The organism is Gordonia sp. GN26 (assembly GCF_054823965.1).
In genome coordinates, this window is sequence record NZ_JSYC01000084.1 from 1 (window position 1) to 20,494 (window position 20,494).

A 20,494-nucleotide genomic window follows, 5' to 3' on the forward strand; every position below is an offset into this window, starting at 1 on the left:
ACAAACCCTCATAGGCTGCTCAGGCAGCGGGAGGTGTCGGCACGCTGGACCCCACCAAAACCCAAGGAGGTCAGGCGAGCTCGATGATCTCCTGGTACTCGTCGCTCCAGTGGTCCTCGGTGCCGTCGGGCAGGAGAATCACCCGCTGCGGGTCGAGTGCGGCAGCGGCGCCGGGATCGTGGGTCACGAGGACCACGGCCCCGGTGTAGCTGCGCAGGGCGTCGAGGACCTGTTCGCGTGACACGGGGTCGAGGTTGTTGGTCGGCTCGTCGAGGAGCAGGACGTTGGCGGCCGACGACACCAGACCGGCCAGGGTGAGACGGGTCTTCTCACCACCGGAGAGGGTGCCGGCGGGCTGGTCGAGTTGCGCGCCGCTGAACATGAAGGCGCCCAACAGTCCTCGCAGGTCCTGTTCACCCGCGTCCGGCGCGGCGTGGCGGATGTTCTCCCACACCGAGGCCTGATCGTCGAGGGTGTCGTGCTCCTGCGCGAAGTAACCGATCTTGAGGCCGTAGCCCGGCTCGAGCTGTCCCGTGTCCGGCTTCTCCACGCCTGCAAGCATTTTCAGAAGGGTGGTCTTGCCGGCACCGTTGAGTCCGAGGACGACGACGCGGCTGCCCTTGTCGATGGCGAGGTCGACGCCGGTGAAGATCTCCAGGGAGCCGTAGCTCTTCGACAGCCCCGAGGCCATGAGCGGTGTCTTGCCGCAGGTCGCCGGTTCCGGGAACCGGATCCGGGCGGTGCGGTCGGCCACCCGCTCCTCATCGAGCGAGTCGATCATGCGCTCGGCGCGCTTGAGCATGTTCTGGGCGGCCGTCGCCTTGGTGGCCTTGGCGCCGAGTTTCGCGGCCTGGGCGCGCAGCGCGGACGCCTTCTTCTCGGCGTTGGCACGCTCACGGCGACGACGCTGCTCGTCGGTGGCGCGCGCGTCGAGGTAGCGCTTCCAGCTCATGTTGTAGATGTCGGCCTCGCCGCGCACCGCATCGAGGAACCACACACGGTTCACGACGTCGGCGAGCAGGTCGACGTCGTGGCTGATCACGACGAGCCCGCCCTCGTGGTTCATCAGGAAGCTGCGCAACCACGCGATGGAGTCGGCGTCGAGGTGGTTGGTCGGCTCGTCGAGCAGCAGTGTCGTGTCGGACTTCCCGGAGCCGTCAGAGGCGGCGAACAGGATGCGCGCGAGCTCGATACGGCGACGCTGACCACCGGAGAGGGTGCGCAGCGGCTGGTTCAGGACGCGATCCGGCAGACCCAGGCTGTTGCAGATGCGGGCGGCCTCGGACTCGGCGACGTAACCGCCGAGGGCGGCGAAACGCTCTTCGAGACGCCCGTAACGGGCGACGGCCTTGTCGCGCAGCTTGTCGTCGGCGGCCTCGGCCATCCGCGCCTGCTGCTTCTCCATGTCGCGCAGGATCTCGTCGAGTCCGCGAGCGGAGAGCACCCGATCCTTGGCGAGGACGTCGAGGTCGCCCTCCTTGGGGTCCTGGGGCAGGTAGCCGAGTTCGCCCGAACGGCGGACGGTGCCGGCGTAGGGCTCGGTCTCACCCGCCAGGATGCGCAGGGTGGTGGTCTTTCCGGCGCCGTTGCGGCCCACGAGGCCGATCCGGTCGCCGGGCTGGATACGGAGGGCGTCGCCGGGCGCCGACAACAGGGTCCGAGCGCCCGCTCGTACCTCCAGGTCGGTCGCGGTGATCACGACAGACCAGTCTACCGGGGCGCGTCCAGTGGTTTGTCCACGAAACCGTCGCGGACCTCCTCGTGGAGTCGCCCCGCGGCGACACGGTGGACCGATACGGTGTGGGACGTGACGCAATCCACAACGTTTCCCCAGTCTTCCTTCCCCCAGACGTCCGACCTGACCGGGCGTTCCGCTCTGGTCACCGGCGCCAGCCGGGGCATCGGTGAGGCCATCGCCACCGAGCTCGCCCGACGCGGCGCCTCGGTCGTCATCACCAGCCGCAAGGCCGAGCCCCTCGAGGAGGCCGCCGAGCGCATCCGGCAGGCCGTGCCGTCGGCGGCGGTCACGGCGTTCGCCGCGAACACCGGCAATCCCGATCATCGGGCGGGCGCGGTCGCGGCCACCGTCGCCCAGGGCGGCGGAATCCACATCCTGGTGAACAACACCGGCATCGCTCCCCTCGCCGGGCCGCTGATGGACGCCGATCTGGAGGCCTACCGCAAGACCTTCGACACCAACGTCGTCGCCGCCCTCGGGTTCGTCCAGGAGGCCTACCGGGCGGGCATGAAGGACACCGGTGGCGCGGTGGTCAACATCTCCTCCGTGGCCGGCCTGCGATCGACAGGGGTCATCGCGGCCTACGGCACCTCGAAGGCGGCGCTGATCCGTCTCACCGCGGAACTGGCGTGGGAACTGGGCCCGAACATCCGGGTGAACGCCATCGCACCCGCGATCGTGCGCACGAAGTTCGCCTCCGGACTCATCGAGGGCGAGAACGAGGCCCGCGCCGCCGCGGCGTATCCGATGAAGCGCATCGGCGAACCCGAGGACGTGGCCCGCGCGGTCGCCTTCCTGGCCAGTGACGAGGCGGCCTGGATCACCGGCGAGACCCTGGCCGTCGACGGCGGGACCCTGGCCACGGGCGGCGCGTAGGCCGAAGCCGCGTCCCGCCGGTTCGTGGCAGGATCGAGGGCATGGTCGGCGGAGTGATCGTTCTGGGTGCGGGACCGGCCGGGCGTGCCCTGGCACATCGGCTGCTCGCCGCCGCGGTGCCGGTGACCATCGTCGACACCCACCCCGACCGCGTCTGGCAGTCCACCTTCGCCTGCTGGTCCGACGAGCTCCCCGACTGGCTCGACCCGGCGGCCTTCGCCGCCCGACTCGACCGCGTCGGCGTAGCCGGCACCGCTCTCGACGAGGTGGACCGCGGTTACACGGTTTTCGACACCCCCGGTCTGCAACGCTCGCTGACGCTCGATGGCGCGGAGATCGTGACCGACCGGGTCACCGAAATCGACGGCGCGCGAGTGCATCTCAAATCCGGCCGGGTCCTGACCGGCGACGTGGTGGTCGACTGCCGCGGCGCGCTCCCCCACGAGTCGCCGCGGCAGACCGCCTACGGCATCGTCGTCGACAAGGCCACTGCCGCAACATATCTCGACGGGCACGACGCACTGCTGATGGACTGGCGCGGCGGGATCGTAGACCGCCGGGCGCTACCGTCGTTCCTCTATGTGGTGCCCCTCGGCGACGACGAGTACCTGCTGGAGGAGACCTGTCTGGTCGGCCGGCCCGCGCTGGGTCTCGACGAGCTCAAGCGTCGGCTCGACGTCCGCCTCGGCGGGCTGCCGTCGGGAGTCCGCCGGGTCGAGCGGGTGGCGTTCCCGATGACCGGGTCGTCGCCGCAGCCGTGGCGGGAACCGACGTTCCGCTTCGGCGCCGCAGGCGGTTTCAAGAATCCGACGACCGGTTACAGCGTCGCCTACTCACTGAAGTGCGTCGACAGCGTCGTCGCCGCACTGGCCGCGGGGCGCGACCCAATACCCGAATTGTGGCCTGCCTCGGCCCGCGCGGTCCACAATCTACGTCTGCGCGGACTCAGCGTCTTGTTGCAGCTCAGCCCCACCCAGACGATCGCGTTCTTCGAGGCGTTCTTCGCGATGCCGATCGAATCGCAGCGCAGCTACCTCAGCCGGCGCGACGACCTGGCCGGGACGATGGGTGCGATGACCCGGGTCATCCGGAGCGTGGACATGCGGACCCGAGCGGTGGTGGCGCGCGGCGCGATGTCCACGCCGGAATGGACCGGGGACGCCCGCCGACAAGGGTGACGGTCAGCGGCGCAGTGCGCGCCACTGCGCGATCATGTCGTCGACATCGATGGTGTGCGCGACGACGCTGTGCGGCATCGCGATCTGACGTGACGCCAGGTGGGCTTCGCGCACTCGACGGTTGAAGTCGGTGAGGATGTCGCGGACTACGGCCTCATCGGCGATGTCGCGCAGCGAGTCCGGGAAATCCTGTGCCTCCCGGCGCAATTGGAGCGGCGCCGGCAGGAGAGCCGAGGAGTCCAGGTGCTCATCACGGATCTTGCGCTTGACCCACCAGTCGGGGTCGTCGCTGTCCGACAGGTCGAGCGGTTTGCCGGCACCGGGCAGGTCGTCGAACTCGCCGCGTTCGGTCGCCTCGCGGATCATCCGCTCGACCCGGGACTCGAACCACGACGTCATGGCCGTCGAGAAGGGTTACCTAGACGGTGAAGCCGAGGGCTCGCAGCTGCTCGCGGCCGTCGTCGGTGATCTTGTCCGGGCCCCACGGCGGCAGCCAGACCCAGTTGATCTCGAGGTCGGTACACAGACCGCTGCTGACGAGCGCGCCCCGGGACTGGTCCTCGATGACATCGGTCAGCGGGCAGGCCGCCGAGGTCAGGGTCATGTCGATCTTGGCGACGGCCTCATCGGTGACCTCGATGCCGTAGACGAGTCCGAGGTCGACGACGTTGATCCCGAGTTCGGGGTCGACGACGTCGCGCATGGCCTCTTCGACGTCCTCGACGGCCGGCAGTGAGGTCGCGGGGGCTGCCGGCGTACCGGCTGCGGTGGTGTCCGTCGTCGCGGTGTCGGTCGTGGTCGGGTTCTCGGTCATTGTCTCGTCACTCATGCTGACTCCGCTTCTCTCTCATGGCTGTCGGTGTCGTGGCGGTCCATCGTCTGGGAAAGCGCATCCTTGAACGCCATCCAGCCGAGGAGTGCGCACTTCACGCGCGCGGGGTACTTGCTGACACCGGTGAACGCGATGCCGTCGCCGATGATGTCCTCGTCGCCCGGATCCTTGCCGCGGGAGGTCATCATCGTGTTGAACGACTCGACGGTGGCGAGGGCCTCGCCGACCGACTGTCCGACGATCAGGTCGTGTAGCACCGACGTGGAGGCCTGGGAGATCGAGCATCCCTGGCCGTCGTAGGACACGTCGTCGATCGTGCTGCCGTCGGTCGAGACGGCGACGCGCAGGGTCACCTCGTCGCCGCACGTCGGGTTGACGTGGTGGACCTCGGCGCCGAACGGCTCGCGGAGTCCTCGACCGTGCGGATGTTTGTAGTGGTCCAGGATCACTTCCTGGTACATCTGCTCCATACGCATGCTCAGTTCACCCCGAAGAAGTTCTGCGCCTTGACGATCGCCGCGGCCAACGCGTCGACCTCGGCAAGCGTGTTGTAGGCGGCGAACGACGCACGCGCAGTCGCGGCCACACCGAAGCGTCGGTGCAGCGGCCATGCGCAGTGGTGGCCGACGCGGATGGCGACGCCCTCGTCGTCGAGGATCTGCCCCAGGTCGTGGGCGTGGATGCCGTCGACGAGGAAAGACACCGCTCCCCCGCGGTTCTCGGTGGTGGTCGGGCCGATGATGCGCAGGCCGTCGATCTCACCGAGCCGTGAGAGCGCGTGCTCGACGAGAGCATGCTCATGGGCGGCAACGGCTTCCATGCCGATGGTCTGGAGGTAGCGCACCGCGGCACCGAGGCCCACGACCTGCGAGGTCATCGGCACACCGGCCTCGAAACGCTGGGGCGGCGGCGCGTAGGTCGACACCTCCATCGTGACGGTCTCGATCATCGAGCCGCCGGTGATGAACGGCGGCAACGCATCGAGGAGTTCGGTCTTGCCGTACAGCGCGCCGACACCGCTCGGACCGAACATCTTGTGCCCGGAGAACGCGGCGAAGTCGACGTCCAGCGCGGTCAGGTCGACCGGCATGTGCGGCACCGACTGGCACGCGTCGAGGACGACGAGCGCACCGACTGCCTGCGCACGCGAGACGAGTTCTCCGACATCGGCGACGGCACCGGTGACGTTCGACTGGTGGGTGAACGCGATGGCCTTCACCGACTCGTCGAGGGTCAGCGAGTCCAGGTCGATGCGACCGTCGTCGGTCACTCCGTACCAGCGCAGCGTCGCACCGGTCCGACGGCAGAGTTCCTGCCACGGCACCAGATTCGCGTGATGCTCGAGTTCGGTGATGACCACGGTGTCGCCCGGGCCCAGTGCCGATCCGCCGAGGATCGACGCCGAACGCGGATCGCCGAGCGTGTAGGTCACCAGGTTGAGCGCCTCGGTGGCGTTCTTGGTGAACACCAGCTGATCCGACGACGCGCCGACGAAGGCCGCGATGACCTCACGCGCATCCTCATAGGCGTCGGTGGCCTCTTCGGCGAGCTGGTGGGCTCCCCGGTGCACCGCCGCATTGTGGTGCGTGAGGAAGTACCGCTCGGCGTCGAGCACCTGCACGGGACGCTGCGAGGTGGCCCCGGAGTCGAGGTACACCAACGGCTTCTCGTCACGAACGGTGCGCGACAGGATCGGGAAGTCCGCGCGCAGCGCCTCCACGTCGAAAGCAGCTGCCGCAGTTGTGGTCTCAGGCGAGAGTGGCACGTACGTGCACCTCCAGGGGTGTTGGTTCAGCCGGCCTTGGCCGCCGAGGTGAAACGCTCGTAGCCGTTCTCCTCGAGCACGTCGGCCAGTTCCGGGCCACCGGACTCGACGACACGTCCGTTGACGAAGACATGGACGAACTCGGGCTTGATGTAGCGGAGGATCCGCGTGTAGTGCGTGATCAGCAGGACGCCACCGTTGTCGCGCTCCTTGTAGCGGTTGACGCCCTCGCTGACGACGCGCAGCGCGTCGACGTCGAGACCCGAGTCGGTCTCGTCGAGGATCGCGATCTTCGGCTTGAGCAGGTCGAGCTGCAGGATCTCGTGGCGCTTCTTCTCACCGCCGGAGAAGCCCTCGTTGACGCTGCGCTCGGAGAACGACGGATCGATCTCCAGAGCGGTCATCGCCTCCTTGGTCTCCTTGACCCAGTGACGCAGCTTCGGCGCCTCGCCGCGGACGGCGGTGGCGGCAGTACGCAGGAAGTTCGACATCGACACGCCGGGCACCTCGACGGGGTACTGCATCGCCAGGAACAGGCCGGCGCGCGCACGCTCGTCGACGCTCATCTCCAGGACGTCCTCGCCGTCGAGGGTGATCGAGCCGGAGGTCACCTGGTACTTGGGATGACCGGCGATGGCGTAGGACAGCGTGGACTTGCCCGAACCGTTGGGCCCCATGATCGCGTGCGTCTCACCGGACTTCACGGTCAGGTCGACACCCTTGAGGATGTGGATGGGCTCGGCGTCGGAGTCGGTCTGGGCGACATCGACGTGCAGGTCACGGATTTCCAGTGTGGTCATGTTTCTGAGTTCTCTCTAACAGGCTGTGGGAGGTTCTGAGTCGGACGCGGTCGCTGGTCAGGCGCCGGAGAGTTCGAGCTCGCGCTCGACGGCGGCGGACAGACGCTCGCGGAGCTCGGGCACGCCGATCTTGGCGATCACCTCGCCGAAGAATCCGCGGATGACCAGACGGCGCGCCTGATCCTCGGGGATGCCGCGAGCCTGCAGGTAGAACAACTGCTCGTCGTCGAAACGTCCGGTGGCGCTGGCGTGGCCGGCGCCGACGATCTCGCCGGTCTCGATCTCGAGGTTGGGCACCGAGTCGGCACGGGCGTTGTCGGTGAGCACCAGGTTGCGGTTGAGCTCGAAGGTGTCGGTGCCCTCGGCCTCGGCGCGGATCAGCACGTCGCCGATCCAGACCGTGTGCGCCTCACGCGACCGGTCGCCGCTCGTATCACCCTGCAGTGCACCCTTGTACACCACGTTCGAGCGGCAGTTGGGCTGGCTGTGGTCGACGAGCAGGCGCTGCTCGAGATGCTGTCCCGCGTCGGCGAAGTACAGACCCCACATCTCGACGTCGCCACCCGGCGCGTCGTAGTGGACGATCGGCGAGAGCCGGACGAGGTTGCCGCCGAAGCTGACCGCGAAGTGGCGGACCACGGAATCGCGGCCGGTGCGCACGTGATGGGCGACGACGTGAACCGCGTCGTCGTCCCAGTCGTGCACGTTGACGACGGTGAGCGCGGCGCTGTCGCCGACGACGAACTCGACGTTCTCGGCGAAGGTTCCGCCGCCCTTCTGGTCCAGCACCACGACGGCGCGGGCGAAGGGCTCGAGCCGGACCTGGGTGTGACCGAAGGCGGTCTCGCCCTCACCGGGACCGGTGACCGTGATGGTGACCGGCTCGGACAGCTCGACCTCGCGGCCGACGGTGACGACCGTGGCCTGCGTGAACGACGAGTATGCCTGCGCGGCAACCCGGTCGAAGGGCACGCCGCCCTGGCCGAGACGCTCGTCGTCGCGACCGACGGTCTCGACGGTGACGCCCTCGGACACTCCGGTCACCTCGACGGTCGCCTCAGCGGTCCGCTGTGCGGAACCGTCGTGCAGACCGCGCAGGCGGCGGAACGGGGTGAAGCGCCAGGCCTCTTCGCGAGGGCTGGGCACCTCGAAGGCGTTGACGTCGAACGAGGTGAACAGTTCACCCTTGTTGACGACAGGCGAATGCGAGCCCGGTGTCGAAACCGGGAGTGTCGGATCGGCCATCAGCCGACGGCTCCTTCCATCTGAAGCTCGATCAGGCGGTTGAGCTCGAGCGCGTATTCCATCGGGAGTTCCTTGGCGATCGGCTCGACGAAGCCGCGGACCACCATGGCCATCGCCTCGTCCTCGGTCAGACCACGGCTCATCAGATAGAAGAGCTGATCGTCGCTGACCTTCGAGACGGTCGCCTCGTGCCCCATCGTCACGTCGTCCTCGCGGATGTCGACGTAGGGGTAGGTATCACTGCGGGAAATGGTGTCGACCAGCAGCGCATCGCATTTCACCGTCGAGCGGCTGCCGTGCGCTCCGTTGTTGATCTTGATCAGGCCGCGGTAGGAAGCGCGGCCACCGCCTCGGGCCACCGACTTCGAGATGATGTTGCTCGAGGTGTTCGGCGCGAGGTGGACCATCTTGGAACCGGTGTCCTGGTGCTGTCCGGGGCCGGCGAAGGCGACGGAGAGGACCTCACCCTTCGCGTGCTCACCGGTCAGCCAGACCGCCGGGTACTTCATGGTGACCTTCGAGCCGATGTTGCCGTCGACCCACTCCATGGTGGCGCCGGCCTCGGCCTTGGCGCGCTTGGTCACCAGGTTGTAGACGTTGTTCGACCAGTTCTGGATGGTCGTGTAGCGGCAGCGGCCGCCCTTCTTCACGATGATCTCGACGACCGCGGAGTGCAGCGAGTCGGTCTTGTAGATCGGCGCGGTACAACCCTCGACGTAGTGCACGTAGGCACCCTCGTCGACGATGATCAGGGTGCGCTCGAACTGGCCCATGTTCTCGGTGTTGATCCGGAAGTAGGCCTGCAGCGGGATGTCGACGTGGACACCCGGCGGGACGTAGATGAACGAGCCACCGGACCAGACCGCGGTGTTCAACGCGGAGAACTTGTTGTCACCGGCCGGGATGACCGAGCCGAAGTACTCCTGGAAGATCTCTGGGTGCTCCTTGAGCGCGGTGTCGGTGTCGAGGAAGATCACGCCCTGCTTCTCGAGGTCCTCGCGGATCGAGTGGTAGACGACCTCGGACTCGTACTGGGCGGCGACACCGGAGACCAGGCGCTGCTTCTCCGCCTCGGGGATGCCGAGCTTGTCGTAGGTGTTCTTGATGTCCTCGGGCAGGTCTTCCCAGGTGGCGGCCTGCTTCTCGCTGGACCGCACGAAGTACTTGATGTTGTCGAAGTCGATGCCCTCGAGTCCGGCGCCCCAACCCGGCATCGGCTTCTTGTCGAAGATCTTCAGTGCCTTGAGGCGCTGCTCGAGCATCCACTCGGGCTCGCTCTTCTTGGCCGAGATGTCGGCGACGACCGCCGGGGACAGTCCGCGCTTGGCGCTGGCGCCGGCCACGTCGGAGTCGGCCCAGCCGTAGCCGTACTTGCCGAGGGCGGCAATCGTCTCTTCCTGCGTGAGGGGAGCCGGGGCGGTCGGCGTGGTGGCGGCCGGATCGGTGACGGTCATCGCGTGGCCTTTCGGGTTGTCGTGGGCAGTGTCTGTGAGGTTCCGTGCTGAGGAGACGGTGGAGACTCCGGCGGCGGATGGATCGGTACGTGGGTGGTGCAGGCGCAGTCACCGTTGGCGATGGTGGCCAGGCGCTGCACGTGCGTACCGAGCAGCTCGGTGAAGACCGCGGTCTCGGCCTCACAGAGTTCGGGGAACTCGGTGGCGACGTGCGCCACCGGGCAGTGGTGCTGGCAGATCTGCATGCCGTTGCCGACCTGCCGGGTGTTGGTCGCATAGCCCGCGCTGGTCAGCGCGTCGGCGATCTCCTCGACGGTGTCGGCGACCGTGACGGGGTCGGTGCTCGGCGACACGTCGGCCACGATCCGCTCGACTCGTTCCCGCGCGAATTCGGCGACGGCGTCGTGGCCACCGAGGTCACGAAGCTTGCGCATCGCGGCACCGGCGAGGTCATCGTAGGCGTGGCGCATCTTGCCGCGCCCCTCCGGCGTGAGCTGGAACCACTTCGCGGGGCGACCGCGCCCACGACCGCGACGCTGACCGAACCCGGTCGAGGCGACCTCGATGTCCCCGGCACTGGTGAGCGCATCGAGGTGACGACGCACGCCGGCGGCGGAGATGCCGAGACGCTCGCCGATCTCGCCCGCGGTCAGCGGGCCGTCCTCGACGAGCAGGTTCACCACGGCGTCACGCGTCTGACCGTCGTGCTGTTCGGCACCGGCGGTCGGCTGAGGGCTTGCCGTACCAGCGGAGGGCACGGCATTGCCGCTGCCCGAGGGCAGCACAACATCGTTCCGCATGGTTTTCACAACACGAGTGTGACGTAATTGATTCCACGCTGCCAGCAAGGGTGCCCTTAGCGAAGCGATGGAATTCTGCCACGGTGTCTCGATTGTCCGGATAAAGGGTGGTCGCGAGGTATCGGCCGCCGACGATTACAGTCGTCGTGTGCCCGAAACCACAGCTGGCCGCCGCGTGCCGGACTTCTTCGGACTCGTGTGGAATCACCTGCTCTCCGTGTTGAACTACCTCGGACTACGTAAACAGCGCCCGGTCGAACCCGACGCCGACGCCACCGAGCAGCGCGGCGACTACGGAAAGACCGTCGCCCGCCTACACGACGACGAACGCGAGGTCGGCCCCCTCAACGCCGCGGAGACCCGACGCCTTCGCCGCATCAAGCTCTTCGGCGCCACCGGCTCCGTCCTGATCCTCATCGGCGCACTCGGTACCGGCGCGGTTCCGGTGCTGCAGAACCCGGTGGCCGGCATGCGCGTGCTGTCGTTGCCGTCCCGGATGTTCGGCACCGCACTCGCCCTCTCCATCGGCGGCACCATCACCCTGGTGGTCGCGTGGCTGCTGATCGGCCGTTTCGCGGTGGGTCGGTTCAGCGTCGAGGTCCTGCATGGGCGCAGCCCGGAACGCCGGATGAGTCGACGTCAGGCCGACCGGACCCTCATGCTGTGGATCACGCCCATCGTGCTGGCTCCCCCGCTGCTCAGCAAGGACGTCTACTCGTACCTCGCGCAGAGTGCCATCGCCTACCGGGGCATGGACCCCTACTCGGTCAGCCCGGTACGAGGTCTGGGCGTCGACCACATCCTGACGCGATCGGTGCCCAACCTGTGGCGGGACACCCCGGCACCCTATGGACCACTCTTCCTGTGGATCGGCGAGGGCATCACGAAGGTGACCGGCGCGAACATCACCGCGGCAATCTTCCTGCACCGTATCGTCGCGCTGCTCGGTGTCGCGCTCATCGTGTGGGCGTTGCCGCGGCTGGCGAAGCGCTGCGGGGTGTCCTCGGTCGCCGCCCTGTGGCTCGGTGCGATGAACCCGCTCGTGATCCTGCATCTGGTGGGCGGCATCCACAACGAGGCACTCATGCTCGGTCTGATGCTCGTGGGCCTCGAACTGAGTTTCCGCGCCATCTACGGTGTCGATCGGCTACGCAAGCCGGGAACGCTGATACCCACGAGAGCCGGGTGGATCCTGATCGCCGGCGGCGCGGTGATAGCGGCGTCCGCGATGATCAAGGTCGCCTCCCTGCTCGCGCTCGGCTTCGTCGGGATCGCCCTGGCCATGCGCTGGGGCGCCACGCTGCCGGCGCTTCGACGCGCGCCGGTCCGCGAATGGTGGTCCCGATCGAAATGGTCGGTGTATGCCCTCTGCGTCTCCGCCGGCTTCTACGCGGTGGTGCTCGGCATCGTGATGGTCGGCATCTCGCTGGGGACCGGGCTCGGATTCGGCTGGACGGGCACGCTGTCGACCGGTGAGATCGTGCGGTCGTGGATGTCGATGCCGACCCTGCTCGGTGTGACCACCGGACGCATCGGTGTGACGCTCGGACTCGGCGAACACACGCAGGCGATCCTCGAGGTCGCCCGTCCGGTCGGCCAGCTCGTCGCGGGCCTGTTCATCATCCGCTGGATGCTCGCGACCCTCGGCGGACGCCTCCACCCGCTCGGCGCACTCGGTGTGTCAATGGCCACATTCATCCTGTTCTTCCCGTTCGTTCAGGCCTGGTATCTGCTCTGGGCAGTGATCCCCCTCGCGGCCTGGGCGACCGGTGCGTGGTTCCGGATCTCCACCATCGCCGCGTCGGCGATCATCGCGATCGTCGTGATGCCCACGAGCTCCAACACCAGTGGAGTCGTTCTCGCACAGGGCCTTCTGGCCGGTGTGATCATGGTCGCAGCACTCACCGCGCTCTTCTTCGAGGACCGCTCGCCGCGTCGGTGGCGTCGCCGCAGAACCGGGGCGCCGGAGGACACCCCGGAACCCGCCGAGAACGCCCCGACGCCATGACGATCCCCCACCGCACCCGCGAGCGGCGTTTTTCGTCCGCGGGGTCCGAGCGCCTAGTCTGACCTGTGTGCGCAGCACGACTCCTCGGCAGATCAGCGACGACGATCGGATGAACGATCGTCCGCCGACCGACCCCGTCGCGTCCCCCGCGGTCGAGGTCCGCGGGTTGGTCAAGGCCTTCGGTGACCGAACCGCCGTCGATCGACTCGATCTCACCGTGGAGCGCGGTCAGATCCTCGCCCTTCTCGGACCGAACGGTGCGGGCAAGACCACCACCGTCGAGATCTGCGAGGGCTTCACCGCCCCCGACGCCGGCACCGTCCGGGTTCTCGGGCTCGACCCGATCGTCGACAACGACGCCCTCCGCCGCCGTATCGGCGTGATGCTCCAGGGCGGCGGCGCCTACCCCGGCGCCCGCGCCGAGGAGATGCTGCGGCTCGTCGCCGCCTACTCGGCCGACCCGATCGACCCCGAATTCCTCCTCGACGCACTCGGTCTCAGCGACGTCCGACGCACGTCGTACCGACGCCTCTCCGGCGGGCAACAGCAACGCCTTGCGCTCGCCTGCGCGATCGTCGGCCGTCCCGAACTCGTGTTCCTCGACGAGCCGACCGCGGGCCTCGACGCCCATGCGCGTCTCGTCGTCTGGGAACTCGTCGACCGTCTCCGCGCCGACGGGGTGTCCATCCTGCTCACCACCCACCTGATGGACGAGGCAGAGGAACTCGCCGACCAGGTCGTGATCATCGATCACGGCCGCGCGGTTGCCGCCGGGACCCCCGCCGATCTCACCAGCACCGGCGCCGAGAACGAGTTGCGGTTCACCGCACCCCGCGGGCTCGACCTGTCGATGCTGACGCTCGCGCTGCCCGAGGGTTACCACTGCACCGAGGCGAACCCCGGCTCGTACCTCGTCATCGGTCCGATGACCCCCCAGGTCCTCGCGACGGTGACCGCCTGGTGCGCGAAGATCAACGTCCTCGCAACCGATCTCCGTGTCGAGACCCGCAGTCTCGAAGACGTCTTCCTCGACCTGACCGGACGGGCCCTACGACCGTGAACTCCCCCGCAGTGAACTCCCCTGCTCCCGGCACCGGACTCTTCCCCGACGGCATGTTCCGCCCGGCGCCGCGTCCGGCATCCCTGCCGGCGATGATCGCCGCACAGTCGACGCTCGAGCTCAAGCTCCTGCTGCGCAACGGTGAGCAGCTGTTGCTCACGATGTTCATCCCGATCACCCTGCTCGTCGGGTTGTGCCTGCTACCGATCAACACGACGTTCGGCGACGGACCGGCCGAGCGGGCCACGCTCTTCGTCCCCGCGATCCTCACGGTCGCCGTGATGTCGACCGCCTTCACCGGCCAGGCGATCGCCGTCGGCTTCGACCGTCGGTACGGGGCGCTGAAACGACTGGGCGCCACGCCGATCCCCCGGTGGGGCATCATCGTCGGCAAGTCGGTCGCGGTGCTGATCGTGGTGGCCCTGCAGTCGGTCATCATCGGCGCCATCGGATTCGCCTTCGGGTGGCGGCCCGACGCGGTCGGACTGCTGATCGGCGCGTTGGTGATCATCATCGGCACCGCCTGCTTCGCGGCGCTCGGACTGCTCCTCGGCGGCACGCTCAAGGCGGAGGTCGTCCTGGCCCTGGCGAACCTGCTCTGGTTCGCGTTCATCGGTCTCGGCAGCCTCGTGGTCGTCGATTCCAACGTTCCCGGCGCCGTGCACACCCTGGCACGGTGCATCCCCTCGGGTGCGCTCAGTGAGGCCCTCGAAATGGCCTCGCGTGGTTCGTTCGACGCCTTCGGGGTGGGCGTCTTGCTGGTGTGGGCCGCAGTGGCCGGCACCTTGGCGGTGAGGTGGTTCCGATTCCGATGACGACGTCGCAGACTTCGACACGACCCGACGGGGCGGACCCCGACCGGGTCACCCCCGACGAGCGCGGCAACCGGCGGATGAGCGGGTTCTGGCGGTCCATCCCGGGATTCGGCCGACCGACGATCCGCTTCGTGCACCGCTGGGCGATCGCGCTGCTCGTCTCCAACGTCGGGATCGTCGCCACCGGCGGCGCCGTGCGGGTCACGGGTTCGGGTCTCGGCTGCCCGACCTGGCCGCGCTGCACCGACGACTCCTTCGTCCCGCACGGCGAACTCGGCATCCACGGCGCGATCGAGTTCGGCAACCGGATGCTGACGTGGGTCCTGATCATCATCGCGATCGCCACCTGGATCGCCGTGCTCCGGTATGCCGGATCGGCACGTCGCGACAAGTGGCTCGTCACCCTGATCGCGCTCGGTATCCCGTTCCAGGGCGTGATCGGCGGCATCACCGTCCTCACCGACCTCAACCCGTGGGTCGTGGCGCTGCACTTCATCCTGTCGATGATCCTGGTGTCGGCGGCGACCGTACTGGTCTTCCGGATGCGCCCGTACCCGACTCCGACCGAGCCCGCCCCTGCCGACACCGACACCCCGGGGATGGCGACCCGGCGACTGGGCATCTACCTGGCGGGACTGCTGTACGTGGTCACCTGGGTGACGATCTACCTCGGCACCGTGGTCACCGGCTCCGGCCCGCACGCCGGCGACGTCGACGCTCCTCGCAACGGACTCGACCCCGACAACGCCACCCAGCTCCACGCCGACGCGGTGTTCGTCCTCGTCGGACTGGGTCTGGCAGCACTCGTCTACGCCCGCGTCTTCGCGCGTCCCCAACAGCGCTCGGCGCTGGTCTTCGTGGGGCTGCTCGCCCTGCAGGGCGTGATCGGCTTCGTCCAGTTCTTCACCGATCTGCCCGTCGCGCTGGTCATCGCCCACATGTTCGGCAGTGCGCTGCTGCTCATCGGCGCCACCTGGCAGGTGCTGGTCGCCCGGGCGACCGATCAGCCGCGCGTCGAGGCGGCGGCCTGACCACGAGCCACGAAACGAGAAACGACCCCCGGCGATCACGCCGGGGGTCGTTTCTGTTCCGCGGGTCGGACCGTCGGTCAGAGGATCGCGCGGTTGCGCGCCTTCGGGAAGCGCTTCTGGCGGGCCACCCAGCCGGCCATCTTGCGGTAGTGCGACGGCTTGACGGTGGTCTCCGAGGTGAGATCGCGGTCCCACTCGGCGATCTCGAGTCCGTCGACGGCATCGACGACGGCCTGCGCGGTCGCGAGGTCGGCGACGACGCGGTCACCGAGAACGCCCCCGGCGTCACCGACGAGCGTGATCCGTACGCCGGCCGCACCGATCGCCTGGAGGACGACCTTCGCGCTGCCGCCCTCGCGGGCGACGAACTTCTTCACCGAGGCGACGACATCGCCCGGGGCCTGGACGGTCGGCGTGGCTGTGGTGTCGGTGGCGGCACTGTCAGTCATGACGCTCAGCATACCGGTGGGCCCGGGCCGGTCCCGATAGCGGGATCGGCATCACATCCGGCGTGTTCCCCGTGTACAACGGGTGTCGTGCGCGCGATACAGGTGACCCGCCACGGCGGTCCGGACGTCCTGGCCTTCGGAACCGTCGACGACCCGATCCCGGCCGCCGACGAGGTGATCGTCCGGACCTCGGCAGTCGGCGTCAACTACATCGACACCTATCTCCGGCGCGGGCTCTACCCGTCGACCCCGCCGTACATTCCGGGCACCGAGGGCGCGGGTGAGATCGTCTCCCTGGGCTCGGAGGTGTCCGGCCTCGAAGTGGGCCAACGGGTCGCGTGGTGCGCAGCACCCGCGTCGTACGCCGAACTCGTGGCGGTGCCCGCAGCGCAGGCGGTCGTCGTCCCCGACGGGATCGACGACGCGGTCGCAGGATCGTCGCTGCTCCGGGGGCTCACCGCGCATTACCTCCTGGACGGGAGCGCACATCCGCATCCGGAGGACACGGTGCTGATCCACGCCGGGGCCGGCGGGGTCGGGCTGATCCTCACCCAGATGGCCAAACGCCACGGGATACGGGTCATCACGACGGTGTCGTCTGACGAGAAAGAAGAGCTGTCCCGGGAGGCCGGAGCCGACCACGTCCTGCGGTACACCGACGACCTCGCCGCGCGCGTCCGGGAGCTGACCGACGGCCGCGGTGTCCCGGTGGTCTACGACGGGGTCGGCGCGGACACCTTCGAGCAGTCGCTGGCCGCCACGGCCGTCCGCGGCATCATCGTCCTGTTCGGCGCCTCCAGCGGACCGGTGCCGCCGTTCGATCTGCAGCGCCTCAATCCGGCCGGTTCGTTGTCGGTGACCCGGCCCACGCTGGCGCATTTCACCGCGACGCCGGAGGAACTGAACTGGCGGGCCGGCGAATACTTCGAGGCGATCCTCGATGGCGACGTGGACGTGCGGGTGGGTCAGCGATACCGCCTGGCCGACGCCGCGCAGGCCCACGCGGACCTCGAGGCACGGAAGACCACGGGTGCGACCGTGCTGTTGCCGGCCGATTCCTGACGCGTCAGACGGACGGGATCAGCAGTACCGGGGTTCAGAAGTACCGGGGTCAGAAGTACGAGGAGATCGTCTGCATGCCGACGACCGCGTCGATCGCCAGACCGCAGAAGACGATCGCCAGGTACTCGTTGGACTGCAGGAACACCTTGAGGGGTTTCACCTCGGCACCGCGCTTGGTGTCGCGGTAGAGCTTGGTGACCCGCTCGAGGAACCAGGCGCCGGCGAGGAGGGCGATCACGGTGTAGATCCAGCTCGTGGCCGGGATCAGGGCGAGCGAGCTGACGACGGTCAGCCAGGTGTAGACCAGCATCTGACGCGTGACGCGTTCCTCGGTCGCGATGACCGGGAGCATCGGCACGCCGGCCGCCTTGTAGTCCTCCTTGTAACGCATCGCGAGCGCCCAGGTGTGCGGCGGAGTCCAGAAGAAGATGACCAGGAACAGCACGATCGGCTGCCAGCTGATGGTGCCGGTGACGGCGGCCCAGCCGACCAGCGTCGGCATGCAACCGGCGGCACCGCCCCACACCACGTTCTGCCAGGTGCGGCGCTTGAGGATCATCGTGTAAACGCCGACGTAGAAGATGATCGTGGCCGAGACGAGCAGGGACGACAGCAGGTTCGCCGCGAAGTACAGCACCGCGAACGACGCCGCCCAGAGCACCAGGCCGAAGATCAGCGCACTGCGCGTGGCGACCGCCCGACGGGCCAGGGGCCGCCGCTCGGTGCGCTTCATCTTCTTGTCGATGTCGGCGTCGACCACCATGTTGAGGGTGTTCGCGCTGCCGGCACCGAGCCATCCACCGATCAGGGTGAAGGCGATGACGGCGATGTCGACGTGACCGCGATCGGCCTGCAGCATCACCGGGATCGTCGCAACCAGCAGCAGCTCGATGACCCGCGGCTTCGTCAGCGCGACATACGCAAGCACCGTCGCGCGCACACGTCCGGCCCACGTCAGATCCGCCGGCATGACCGGCTCGGTCGAAACCTGCTGTGATGCGGTGTCGGTCGAGTGGGATGCGGCGGGATGATCTCCGCTCACACGCTCCCCTATCCTCACGAACACTCCTCGTCCGCCCGCACAGATCGCCGCGGGCTACTACAGAGCATGGTAGACGTTTGCCTTTGCGAACCGTGAATCGCGTCGTGGCGGAGCCCGTGACCGGCGACGATCGGCGAACCGGCGGGTAACTTTCGGTCGGCGCGCAGGTCGCCGTCGCAGCCGATTACTCTGGACTCGAACGCGCCGAAAACCGAGCAGGCACAGGAGACAATCACCATCGTGGCCGACACAGATGAGATCCGCGCACTGACCACCCCCCGCCATCCGGACGACTGGACCGACCTCGACACCCGGGCAGTCGACACGGCCCGCCTGCTGGCCGCCGACGCGGTGCAGAAGTGCGGCAGCGGCCATCCCGGTACCGCGATGAGCCTCGCGCCGCTGGCCTACACGCTGTTCCAGCGTGTGATGCGGCATGACCCCACCGACACCGACTGGGCCGGCCGCGACCGCTTCGTGCTGTCCTGCGGACATTCGAGCCTGACCCTCTACATCCAGCTCTACCTGGGCGGCTTCGGACTCGAGCTGTCCGACATCGAGGCGCTGCGCACCTGGGATTCGCTGACCCCGGGCCACCCGGAGTTCCGCCACACCCGCGGTGTGGAGATCACCACCGGCCCGCTGGGACAGGGTCTCGCCTCGTCGGTCGGCATGGCGATGGCCGCCCGCCGCGAGCGCGGCCTGTTCGACCCGGACGCCGGCGTCGGCGAGAGCCCGTTCGACCACTACATCTACGTGGTCGCCTCCGACGGTGACATCGAGGAGGGCGTGACCTCCGAGGCCAGCTCGCTCGCCGGCACCCAGCAGCTCGGCAACCTGATCGTGTTCTACGACCAGAACCAGATCTCGATCGAGGACGACACCGACATCGCCCTGTCCGAGGACGTCGCCAAGCGCTACGAGGCCTACGGCTGGCACGTGCAGACCGTCGAGGGCGGCGAGGACGTCGTGGCCATCGAGGCCGCCATCAAGGCCGCCCAGGAGGTCGTCGACCGTCCGTCGATCATCTGCCTGCGCACCATCATCGGCTACCCGGCGCCGAACATGATGAACACCGGCATGGCCCACGGCGCCGCACTCGGCGAGGACGAGGTCGCGGCCACCAAGAAGGTCCTCGGCTTCGACCCCGAGAAGAACTTCGAGGTCACCGACGAGGTCATCGCGCACACCCGCAAGCTCGTCGAGCGCGGTGCCGAGCAGCGCAAGGAGTGGACCGCCTCCTTCGACGCGTGGGCCGAGAAGAACCCCGAGCAGAAGGCGCTGTTCGACCGCCTGACCGCCCATGAGCTCCCCGAGGGCTGGACCGACAGCCTGCCGAGCTGGAACGTCGGCGACAAGGACGTGGCCACGCGCAGCGCCTCGGGCAAGGTGCTCGGCGCCCTCGCGCCGGTGCTGCCCGAACTGTGGGGCGGTTCCGCCGACCTCGCCGGCTCGAACAACACCACGATGGACGGCGAGCCCTCGTTCGGCCCGACGTCGATCAGCACCAAGAAGTGGTCGGCCAACCCCTACGGCCGCACCCTGCACTTCGGTGTCCGCGAGCACGCGATGGGTTCGATCCTGTCGGGCATCGCCCTGCACGGACCGACCCGCGCCTACGGCGGTACCTTCCTGCAGTTCGCCGACTACATGCGTCCGGCCGTCCGGCTGGCCGCGCTGATGGAGATCGACCCGATCTACGTCTGGACCCACGACTCGATCGGTCTCGGCGAGGACGGCCCGACCCATCAGCCGATCGAGCACCTGGCCGCACTGCGGGCGATCCCGAACCTCGACGTCGTGCGCCCCGCCGACGCGAACGAGACCGCTTATGCCTGGGCGCACCTGCTGACCCGGCGCAACCACCCGGTCGGCCTGGCTCTCACCCGCCAGAACCTTCCGATCCTCGAGGGCACCTCGGCACAGGGCGTCGCCAACGGCGGCTACATCCTCAGCGATTCCGAGGGCGACCCACAGGTCGTGCTCATCGGTACCGGTTCCGAGGTGTACCTGGCCGTCGAGGCACAGAAGGCATTGGCCGACAAGGGAATCAAGGCCCGCGTCGTGTCCTTGCCGTGTGTCGAGTGGTTCGACGAGCAGCCCAAGGGGTACCAGGACCACGTCCTGCCGCCGTCGGTTCCGCGTGTCGCCGTCGAGGCCGGCATCGCGATGCCGTGGTACCGCATCGTCGGTGCCGGTGGCGAGATCGTCAGCATCGAGCACTTCGGTGCATCGGCCGACTACAAGGTGCTCTTCACCAAGTTCGGGATCACCGCAGAGGCCGTCACCTCGGCCGCCGAACGCGTCGTCGCCGGCTGACCAACCCAAGGAGAGAGATC

At 68.2% G+C, this 20,494-nt stretch carries 19 protein-coding genes; 8 read left to right on the forward strand and 11 right to left on the reverse strand.

The window, feature by feature from the left end; all coding sequences use genetic code 11:
- Positions 1 to 70 precede the first annotated feature (70 nt).
- A complete protein-coding gene (locus OK17_RS16825; RefSeq protein WP_232715104.1) occupies positions 71 to 1,699 on the reverse strand; it encodes an ABC-F family ATP-binding cassette domain-containing protein in 1,629 nt (542 codons plus the stop codon).
- 99 nt (positions 1,700 to 1,798) lie between these two features.
- Here OK17_RS16825 and OK17_RS16830 point away from each other — a divergent pair, with 99 nt between their 5' ends.
- Together OK17_RS16830 and OK17_RS16835 are read left to right on the forward strand one after the other, a co-directional pair.
- Positions 1,799 to 2,614 carry an SDR family oxidoreductase gene (locus OK17_RS16830; RefSeq protein ID WP_461418137.1) on the forward strand — a complete coding sequence of 272 codons (816 nt, stop codon included), beginning with the start codon at positions 1,799 to 1,801 and terminating at the stop codon, positions 2,612 to 2,614.
- Positions 2,615 to 2,655: 41 nt separating this feature from the next.
- Positions 2,656 to 3,792: a lycopene cyclase family protein gene (locus OK17_RS16835; RefSeq protein WP_461418138.1), complete on the forward strand. Its 1,137-nt coding sequence runs from the start codon at positions 2,656 to 2,658 to the stop codon at positions 3,790 to 3,792.
- 3 nt (positions 3,793 to 3,795) lie between these two features.
- Here OK17_RS16835 and OK17_RS16840 read toward each other — a convergent pair whose 3' ends face one another.
- The 8 genes from OK17_RS16840 to OK17_RS16875 are packed head-to-tail and all read right to left on the reverse strand — an operon-like array spanning position 3,796 to position 10,688.
- A complete protein-coding gene (locus OK17_RS16840; protein WP_232719311.1) occupies positions 3,796 to 4,191 on the reverse strand; it encodes a DnaJ family domain-containing protein in 396 nt (131 codons plus the stop codon).
- Between the two features lie 19 nt (positions 4,192 to 4,210).
- On the reverse strand, positions 4,211 to 4,621 hold the full coding sequence (locus OK17_RS16845) for a metal-sulfur cluster assembly factor (protein ID WP_232719312.1): 411 nt from the start codon (positions 4,619 to 4,621) through the stop codon (positions 4,211 to 4,213).
- Positions 4,618 to 5,100: a Fe-S cluster assembly sulfur transfer protein SufU gene (sufU, locus tag OK17_RS16850; protein ID WP_232719313.1), complete on the reverse strand. Its 483-nt coding sequence runs from the start codon at positions 5,098 to 5,100 to the stop codon at positions 4,618 to 4,620. The genes OK17_RS16845 and sufU overlap by 4 nt, the downstream gene beginning before the upstream one ends.
- Positions 5,101 to 5,102: 2 nt before the next feature.
- The gene (locus OK17_RS16855; protein ID WP_461418139.1) at positions 5,103 to 6,389 is read right to left on the reverse strand and encodes a cysteine desulfurase; all 1,287 of its coding nucleotides are present in this window, start codon (positions 6,387 to 6,389) and stop codon (positions 5,103 to 5,105) included.
- Positions 6,390 to 6,415: 26 nt separating this feature from the next.
- Positions 6,416 to 7,189 (reverse strand): Fe-S cluster assembly ATPase SufC, encoded by a 774-nt coding sequence (gene sufC / locus OK17_RS16860; RefSeq protein ID WP_006866281.1) that lies wholly within the window; start codon positions 7,187 to 7,189, stop codon positions 6,416 to 6,418.
- Positions 7,190 to 7,246: 57 nt separating this feature from the next.
- On the reverse strand, positions 7,247 to 8,434 hold the full coding sequence (sufD, locus tag OK17_RS16865) for a Fe-S cluster assembly protein SufD (RefSeq protein WP_461418140.1): 1,188 nt from the start codon (positions 8,432 to 8,434) through the stop codon (positions 7,247 to 7,249).
- The gene (gene sufB, locus OK17_RS16870; RefSeq protein ID WP_232719317.1) at positions 8,434 to 9,888 is read right to left on the reverse strand and encodes a Fe-S cluster assembly protein SufB; all 1,455 of its coding nucleotides are present in this window, start codon (positions 9,886 to 9,888) and stop codon (positions 8,434 to 8,436) included. Before sufB ends, sufD begins: the two co-directional genes overlap by 1 nt.
- Positions 9,885 to 10,688 (reverse strand): helix-turn-helix transcriptional regulator, encoded by an 804-nt coding sequence (locus OK17_RS16875; RefSeq protein WP_232719318.1) that lies wholly within the window; start codon positions 10,686 to 10,688, stop codon positions 9,885 to 9,887. The genes sufB and OK17_RS16875 overlap by 4 nt, the downstream gene beginning before the upstream one ends.
- A 175-nt stretch (positions 10,689 to 10,863) precedes the next feature.
- On the opposite strand from OK17_RS16875, the gene mptB reads away from it, so the two are divergent.
- The 4 genes from mptB (at position 10,864) to OK17_RS16895 (ending at position 15,602) form a co-directional block, all read left to right on the forward strand.
- On the forward strand, positions 10,864 to 12,696 hold the full coding sequence (gene mptB, locus OK17_RS16880; protein ID WP_232719500.1) for a polyprenol phosphomannose-dependent alpha 1,6 mannosyltransferase MptB: 1,833 nt from the start codon (positions 10,864 to 10,866) through the stop codon (positions 12,694 to 12,696).
- A 109-nt stretch (positions 12,697 to 12,805) separates the two neighbouring features.
- Positions 12,806 to 13,756 (forward strand): ABC transporter ATP-binding protein, encoded by a 951-nt coding sequence (locus tag OK17_RS16885; RefSeq protein ID WP_461418147.1) that lies wholly within the window; start codon positions 12,806 to 12,808, stop codon positions 13,754 to 13,756.
- A gap of 11 nt (positions 13,757 to 13,767) precedes the next feature.
- Positions 13,768 to 14,571: an ABC transporter permease gene (locus OK17_RS16890; protein WP_406567088.1), complete on the forward strand. Its 804-nt coding sequence runs from the start codon at positions 13,768 to 13,770 to the stop codon at positions 14,569 to 14,571.
- Positions 14,568 to 15,602: a COX15/CtaA family protein gene (locus tag OK17_RS16895; RefSeq protein WP_232719319.1), complete on the forward strand. Its 1,035-nt coding sequence runs from the start codon at positions 14,568 to 14,570 to the stop codon at positions 15,600 to 15,602. The genes OK17_RS16890 and OK17_RS16895 overlap by 4 nt, the downstream gene beginning before the upstream one ends.
- Before the next feature lie 77 nt (positions 15,603 to 15,679).
- Here OK17_RS16895 and OK17_RS16900 read toward each other — a convergent pair whose 3' ends face one another.
- Complete coding sequence (locus OK17_RS16900; RefSeq protein WP_006357241.1) at positions 15,680 to 16,063, reverse strand: hypothetical protein; 384 nt, start codon at positions 16,061 to 16,063, stop codon at positions 15,680 to 15,682.
- Between the two features lie 75 nt (positions 16,064 to 16,138).
- Here OK17_RS16900 and OK17_RS16905 point away from each other — a divergent pair, with 75 nt between their 5' ends.
- The gene (locus tag OK17_RS16905) at positions 16,139 to 17,113 is read left to right on the forward strand and encodes a quinone oxidoreductase family protein (protein ID WP_232719320.1); all 975 of its coding nucleotides are present in this window, start codon (positions 16,139 to 16,141) and stop codon (positions 17,111 to 17,113) included.
- A 49-nt stretch (positions 17,114 to 17,162) separates the two neighbouring features.
- Here the strand turns inward: OK17_RS16905 and OK17_RS16910 are convergent, their stop codons facing one another.
- Entirely contained in the window at positions 17,163 to 18,155 is a 993-nt protein-coding gene (locus OK17_RS16910; RefSeq protein WP_461418141.1) for a heme o synthase, read from the reverse strand.
- Positions 18,156 to 18,395: 240 nt separating this feature from the next.
- Between OK17_RS16910 and tkt the strand changes: the two genes are divergently transcribed.
- Positions 18,396 to 20,474 (forward strand): transketolase, encoded by a 2,079-nt coding sequence (gene tkt, locus OK17_RS16915; protein WP_232719321.1) that lies wholly within the window; start codon positions 18,396 to 18,398, stop codon positions 20,472 to 20,474.
- Positions 20,475 to 20,494: the final 20 nt, after the last annotated feature.